This window comes from Sphingopyxis sp. (genome assembly GCF_019459305.1).
Taxonomy (GTDB): Bacteria; Pseudomonadota; Alphaproteobacteria; order Sphingomonadales; family Sphingomonadaceae; genus Sphingopyxis.
This window is the reverse complement of the sequence record NZ_JAIBES010000009.1, coordinates 1-6940: the sequence shown is the minus strand read 5'-3', so window position 1 is coordinate 6940 and position 6940 is coordinate 1. Positions and strand designations below refer to the sequence as shown.

7 protein-coding genes are annotated in these 6940 nt (G+C 64.9%); 2 read left to right on the top strand and 5 right to left on the bottom strand.

Going from position 1 to position 6940, the window contains the following annotated elements; genetic code table 11:
* Positions 1 to 189: 189 nt before the first annotated feature.
* From thiD to glmM, 3 genes are all read right to left on the bottom strand, one after another.
* Positions 190 to 1332 (bottom strand): bifunctional hydroxymethylpyrimidine kinase/phosphomethylpyrimidine kinase, encoded by a 1143-nt coding sequence (gene thiD / locus K0M74_RS00865; protein WP_293966980.1) that lies wholly within the window; start codon positions 1330 to 1332, stop codon positions 190 to 192.
* Positions 1333 to 1438: 106 nt separating this feature from the next.
* A complete protein-coding gene (locus tag K0M74_RS00860; protein WP_293966978.1) occupies positions 1439 to 1663 on the bottom strand; it encodes a DUF1272 domain-containing protein in 225 nt (74 codons plus the stop codon).
* Between the two features lie 34 nt (positions 1664 to 1697).
* A complete protein-coding gene (glmM, locus tag K0M74_RS00855) occupies positions 1698 to 3035 on the bottom strand; it encodes a phosphoglucosamine mutase (protein WP_293966977.1) in 1338 nt (445 codons plus the stop codon).
* Positions 3036 to 3210: 175 nt separating this feature from the next.
* Here glmM and K0M74_RS00850 point away from each other — a divergent pair, with 175 nt between their 5' ends.
* Positions 3211 to 4461, top strand: a complete 1251-nt coding sequence (locus K0M74_RS00850; protein WP_293966975.1) for a dicarboxylate/amino acid:cation symporter — start codon at positions 3211 to 3213, stop codon at positions 4459 to 4461.
* Positions 4458 to 5453, top strand: a complete 996-nt coding sequence (locus K0M74_RS00845) for an aldo/keto reductase (protein WP_293966973.1) — start codon at positions 4458 to 4460, stop codon at positions 5451 to 5453. The genes K0M74_RS00850 and K0M74_RS00845 overlap by 4 nt, the downstream gene beginning before the upstream one ends.
* Before the next feature lie 146 nt (positions 5454 to 5599).
* Here K0M74_RS00845 and K0M74_RS00840 read toward each other — a convergent pair whose 3' ends face one another.
* Positions 5600 to 6148: a DUF1003 domain-containing protein gene (locus tag K0M74_RS00840; RefSeq protein WP_293966971.1), complete on the bottom strand. Its 549-nt coding sequence runs from the start codon at positions 6146 to 6148 to the stop codon at positions 5600 to 5602.
* 5 nt (positions 6149 to 6153) lie between these two features.
* Positions 6154 to 6855 (bottom strand): NnrU family protein, encoded by a 702-nt coding sequence (locus K0M74_RS00835; protein WP_293966969.1) that lies wholly within the window; start codon positions 6853 to 6855, stop codon positions 6154 to 6156.
* Positions 6856 to 6940 lie beyond the last annotated feature (85 nt).

Sequence of the window (6940 nt, the reverse complement as noted above, 5' to 3'; positions counted from 1 at the left end):
GGGGGGAACCGATGGTGTCTGTATCAGGGGGGGTAATATCGCAGGTATCCGCGGTGGCGGGTGTAGCATTGGCCGACACCATTTTGTCCCGTTCGTGTCGAGCTAAGTCGTGACACGCGAAGGCCAGCACAAGCTCAACGTGTCTCGACTTCGCTCGACACGAACGGGACAAAATGGTGTCGGCCAATGCTACACCCGCCACGGCGGATACCTGCGATATTCCCCCGCCTGATACAGACACAATCGGTTCCCCGCCGGATCGCTGAGCCGCGCCTCGCGCCAGCCCCATGACTCGTCGGTCGGCATCTGCTCGAACCGCATCCCGCGCCGCGCCAGATAGGCAACCCACGCATCGAGCGCGCCGCTTTCCAGATAGGTCGTCGCCCCGCCCGCTACACCGTCACCAACATGGATCGACAGCGTCACCCCATTCGCCGCCTCGAACCGCGCATAGCCATTGTCCGGGCTATCGACGATCTGCGTCAGCCCCATCTGCTTGTAGAAAGCGACCGACAACGCATAATCGCTCGCCGGCAAGGTGAATTGATTGAGCGCCGGCCCGGTGAACAGCCCGTCGTTGCGCACGAACTGCTGCCCCATCGGGCCATGCCCCGCCCCCAGCCCCGGCGCATCGAGCAGCGCCAGCCGGACAAAATCACGCGCCCGCGCAATCGCGGGTTCCAGCGGCATGCCTTGCGCCAGCCCCGTCGCAATTGCGCTCGCCAGCGTGCAGCCGGTGCCGTGGCTGTGCGGGGTACCGATCCGCGGCGCTTCCCAGCGCGCGACTTCGCCCTCTCCCGTTTCGAGCAAGCGGTCGATCACCGTCTCGCCCGCGGCATGGCCGCCCTTGATCAAAAGCGAACAGCCATGCGCCAGCACCGCGTCTTCCCCGCCGAGCGCGTGCAGCTCAGGCAAATTCGGCGTCGCGACCATCGCGCGACCCAGCAAGGCGCGGAACGCCTCGATCGTCGCCGCGTCAGCCAGCACCGACCCGCTGGTGGCAACCGTCACCGGGTCGAACACCACCGCCGCCTGCGTCAGATCGGGCCGTGACAGCCTTTCCGCCACCGCCGCCGCCGTTTCGGCGCTGCCGATCATCCCGATCTTGACGGCATCGACGCCGATGTCCGACGCGACGCTGTCGATCTGGGCTAGCACCATGTCGGTCGGCACCGGATGGACGCTCTGCACCCCCAGCGTATTCTGCGCCGTGATCGCAGTAATCGCGGTCATTGCGTGACCGCCGAGCATCGTGACCGTCTTGATATCGGCCTGAATGCCCGCGCCGCCGCCGCTATCCGACCCGGCAATGATCAGGACGCGCGCGCTCATCGCAATCCCTCGCATTCATCGTCACCCCGGACTTGATCCGGGGTCCATGACGCCCGTGCGGCGATGGATGCCGGATTAAGTCCGGCATGACGAATGGAGGAAAGCGTCAAACCCTATATTTCCGTAACGTCGAACCGGGATATTTCGCCAGGATCGCCCCTTCGCGCAGCGGCCGGTCGAGCAGGTCGCCGCCGCAATTGGGGCAACGCTCGTCCATCCGGTCGGCGCAATTCGCGCAAAAGGTGCACTCCATCGAACAGATGAAGGCGCCATGGACGTCCGCGGGCAGATCGCGGCCGCATTTTTCGCAATCGGGTCGCATTTCAAGCATAGTCAGTCTCTTTCAGTTCTAGAAAATCTGTTGGTTATGCCGTCGCCACGCGCACCGCGTCGCAAATCATGTCGACAACGCGCTCGACCTGTCCGGCATCGTCGCCTTCGGCCATCACGCGGATCAGCGGCTCGGTGCCCGACGGACGGATGACCAGCCGCCCGCGCCCCGCCAACGCCGCTTCGCCTTCGGCGATCGCGGCCTGAACCTGCGCATCGTCGAGCGGTGCACCGCCCGCAAAGCGCACATTCTTCAGCAACTGCGGAACCGGATCGAACTGGTGTAGCAATTCGCTCGCCGGCTTGTCCGCCGCGACCAGCTGGGCCAGCACCTGCAAGCCCGCGAGCGTGCCATCGCCAGTCGTCGCATAGTCCGACAGGATCATATGCCCCGACTGCTCGCCGCCGACGTTGAAGCCACCCTCTTTCATGCGCTCGAGCACATAGCGGTCGCCGACCTTGGTCCGCTCGAGCCGCAGGCCCTCGCCTTCCAGAAAGCGTTCGAGCCCCAGGTTAGACATTACCGTCGCAACGACCCCGCCGCCTTTCAGCCGCCCCTGCCGCGCCCAGCTCGCGCCGATCAGCCCCATGATCTGGTCGCCGTCGACAATCTTGCCCTTTTCATCGACGACGATCAGGCGGTCGGCATCGCCGTCGAGCGCAATGCCGATGTCGGCGCCGCTGGCGACCACGGTTTCCTGGAGCAGCGCGGGCGCGGTCGAGCCGCATTTGTCGTTGATGTTGGTACCGTTCGGCGTGATCCCGATCGCGACGACGTCGGCTCCCAGCTCCCAGAACACCGTAGGCGCGCTGTTATAGGCGGCGCCATTGGCGCAATCGAGCACGATACGCAGCCCGTCGAGCCGTACCGATTCGGGCAGGCTCTGTTTCACCGCATGAATATAGCGCCCGCGCGCATCCTCGATACGCTTGGCGCGCCCGATATGCGCGGGGTCGGCCAGCTTGGGTTGCTGCGCCAGCAACAATTCGATCTGCGCCTCATCCTCGTCGGACAGCTTGTATCCGTCGGGGCCGAACAGCTTGATGCCATTGTCATAATAGGGGTTGTGGCTCGCCGACAGCATCACGCCGAGGTCAGCGCGCATCGACCGCGTCAGCATCGCGATCGCGGGAGTCGGCATCGGCCCGACCTGCACCACGTCCATGCCGACGCTTGTGAAGCCCGCGACCAGCGCATTTTCCAGCATATAGCCCGACAGCCGTGTGTCCTTGCCGATTACGACGCGGTGCTTGTGATCGCCGCGCAGGAAGTGCGCGCCCGCCGCCATGCCGACGCGCATCGCGACCTCGACCGTCATCGGAATCTGGTTCGTCAGCCCGCGAATCCCGTCGGTTCCGAAAAACTTGCGCATGTACCCTCTGTACTTAAACCACAGGCCGACGAACGCCGACCCGGGCTTGCTGCGGGATGGCCCCCGCGGAGCATCTTCCGGCCTAAAAACCGGTTCCCACTTGTTTCGGGAGGTGCTCTAAGTCACGCTCTTTTGCTTGGCAAGCTGGCCAGGAAATTCGCCGGGAGAATGTCGCTTGAAATCAGCATGGATTGTCCTCTCGGCACTGGTCGCCGGGATGTTGCTGGGAATTGGCGTCGAGTTGGCCTCGCCCGACGCTGGCACCGCATCGCTCCCCTATATCGAACCCATCGGCCTGCTCTGGCTCAATGCGCTCAAGATGACGATCGTCCCACTCGTCGTCGCGTTGCTGATCACCGGCATCACCGCGACCGCCGACGCCGCGCGCGCCGGCAAGCTCGCGGCGCGCGCGGTGATGACCTTCCTTGCCGCGATCTTCATCTCGGGGTCGATGTCGCTGCTGATGACGCCGCTGTTGCTGCGCCTCTTCCCGCTGTCGACCGGCGCCGCCGATGCGCTCCGCAATGGCCTTGGCGGCTCCACCGAAGCCGGGCCGTCGCCGACCTTTGGCGACTTCCTGCTCTCACTGATCCCGACCAATCCGATTGCCGCTGCCGCCGATACCGCGATCCTGCCGCTGATCATCTTCACCACTATCTTTGCCTTTGCGATCACCAAGCTGGAACCGCCGCAGCGCGCGACGCTGTCGGGTTTCTTCAAGGCGCTCGGCGACGCGATGCTGATCGTCATCAGCTGGGTGCTTGCGCTCGCGCCGATCGGCGTCTTCGCTCTCGGATATGCACTTGCGGTCAAGGCGGGGTTCGCGGCGTTCGGCGGCCTGATCCATTACGTGCTGATCCTGATGGGCATCGGCGTCAGCTGCCTGATCCTCGGCCTGCTGCTTGCCTGGCTCTTCGTTGGTATCTCGCTGCCGCGTTTCGTGCGCGCGATGGTGCCGACGATGGCGGTCGCGATCAGCACCCAAAGCTCGCTCGCCAGCCTGCCCGCGATGCTCAAATCGTCCGAGGAGCTTGGCGTCGATCCCAAGAAAGCCGACGTCGTCCTGCCGCTCGCGGTCGCGCTGTTCCGCTTCACCAGCCCGGCGATGAACCTGGCGGTCGTCATCTATGTCGCGTGGCTATTCGGGGTGGAGCTTAGCCCGTGGGAGATGGCCGTCGGGCTTGGGGTGGCGATGGCCGCCGCGCTCAGCTCCGTCAGCCTGCCCGGCTCAATCAGCTTCGTCACCTCGATCGCCCCGATTGCGGTATCGATGGGCGTCCCTGTTGCGCCGCTCGGGCTGCTCGTCGCGGTCGAAACCTTCCCCGATATTTTCCGCACCCTCGGCAATGTCGTCGGCGACGTTGCCGCGACCAAATTTGCCGCCGACGGGGTCGAAGAACCCGAACCCATAGGAGAGACGCCATGAAATATCGCAAACTCGGCCACGGCCTAGAAGTCTCGGCGATCGGTATCGGCTGCATGCCGATGATTAAGGGCGGCAACATCCTCTATGGCGAAGCCGCCGATCTCGACGAATCGACCGCGACGATCCACCGCGCGATCGACATGGGCGTCACCTTTTTCGACACCGCGCAAATCTACGGCCCGTTCAGCAACGAGGAACTGCTCGGCGCCGCGATCAAAGGCAAGCGCGAGGGCTTGGTCATCGCGACGAAGTTCGGCTTCAAGTTCGACGGCAATCAGATTGTCGGCGTCGACGGCTCACCCGAAAACGCGCGGCGCAGTTGCGAAGGCTCACTCCAGCGGCTCGGCATCGACACCATCGACCTGTTCTACCAGCACCGCGTCGATCCCGCGATCCCGATCGAGGAGGTCGTCGGCGGGATGATGGAACTGGTGAACGAGGGCAAGGTGCGCCACATCGCGCTGTCCGAAGCCGGCCCAGAAACGCTGCGCCGCGCCGCCAACGCCGCACCGATCACCGCGCTGCAAAGTGAATATTCGATCTGGGAACGCGACGTGGAGGACGAAATCCTCGGCGTCTGCCGCGAGAACGGCATCGGCTTCGTCCCCTATTCGCCGCTCGGGCGCGGCTTCCTCGCGGGCGCGGTGCGCAGCCGCGACGAACTGCCCGCGAATGACTGGCGCCGCAACGACCCCCGCTATTCGGACGAAAACCTCCCCGCCAACCTCGCGATCGTCGATGCGATCGGCGCGGTGGCGGACAAGCGTGGCGTTTCAAAGGCACAGGTCGCGCTAGCGTGGCTGCTCGCGCAGGGCGACGACATCGTCCCGATCCCCGGCACTAAGCGCCGCCTCACGATGGAGGACAGCGTAGGCGCGGCGGATGTGACGCTTACCGCCGATAACCTCGCCGCGATCGATGCTGCGGCGCCGAAGGGCGGGACCAGCGGGCCGCGTTATGGCGAGATGGGCATGCGAATGGTGCGGCTTTAGTTGTTGGATCCTCCCTGTGGCGAAGCCATGGGGAGGTGGCAGCGCGTAGCGCCGACGGAGGGGCGGTGGCGCGAGGTTTCTGGCCCCTCCACCATTCGCTTTGCGGACGGTCCCCCTGCCTATCGCTGCGCGACAGGGAGGATTAGCTAGCTCCCTCGCTGCCCCAATTCCTGAACCGCCGCCGTCAACGCTTCAATCCGCTCTTCCAGCCGCTGCACCTGCAACGCGTCGACCTTCTCATGCAGCCGCATGATCTCCAGTTCGGCGCGCAGGTTGATCTGATAATCAAGGCTGGCGGCGAGCCGGTCCTTTGCCGCCTGGCGGTTCTGGCTCATCATGATCACCGGCGCCTGGATCGCCGCGATGGTCGAGAGCATCAGGTTCAGGAAAATATAGGGAAAGGGATCGAACGCCTCGTGCCAGCGGCCCAGGATTTCGCTGTTCAAAATCATCCAGCCGAACAGCACCAGCGAAAAGACGATGATGAAGCCCCACGACCCACCGACCCGCGCCACCCGGTCGGACAGGCGCTCGCCAAAGCTTGCCTGTTCGTCGGCGACATCCATCGCATCGCGGCTGATCAGGCTGCGTTCGACAATCGAGCGCAACACCCTCTGTTCTTCGGCATCGGTATCGGCAATGTCCTTGCCCAGCAGCTTGAGCGAGAGATCGGCCAGTGCCGTGTCGGGGCTCACCCCGTTCACCCGACCCAGCGCCAGATGCCCGCGACCATATAGCCCAGCGCGCCATGCCCCCATGTCGCGACCAGCCACAGCACAATGCCGCCGAACAACGCGTGCGGGCGCGGGATTGTGTCGCCCCACGGCGTCGCGCCGCTGATCTGCCGCGCAAAGGGGACAAAGCTCGTCCGCGCCGCCCAGTGCCGCCAGCTGTCGCCCATCAGCCGCGCCTTTTTGCCGTCCTGCCCCGCCGAACCGAACAGCGCGAGAAAAACGATCGTCCCCGACAGGACGATCTGCGCAGGCGTCGGCACGACCATGACGTGCGCGATCGCCCATAGCGCAAAGCCCCACATCATCGGATGCCGCGTGATCGCAAACACACCGCGCGCCGCGCCCTGTGCGGCCGCCGCAGCGCCGGGCGCCGCCAGCGCGGGATTGCCGATCAGCGACCCCATGAACAGCACGCTGGCGAACAGCACGATGATCGACGCGACGATCCACAATATATCGCCGACCGCCCATAATGGCGGTTCGGGCGGCATCCCCCGCCATGCCTGCACCAGCATGATGAAGGTCGCGATCGCGACGATCGAATAGACGATCTGGAACCCGCGCTCACCCAGCCGACTGGCGAGTCCGTGCCGCAGCGGATGCGAAAGCGCCAGATGCGAGCCGACGAACAGCACACAGGTCGTGATCAAAAGCGACATCGGTTGCATAAAAAGCCCCTCTCCCGTCAGTGCCGCTCTACCGTAACACCACTCGTCCTGGCCGGGGCGGGCGGGGGGGGCTGGGGGGGGGGGG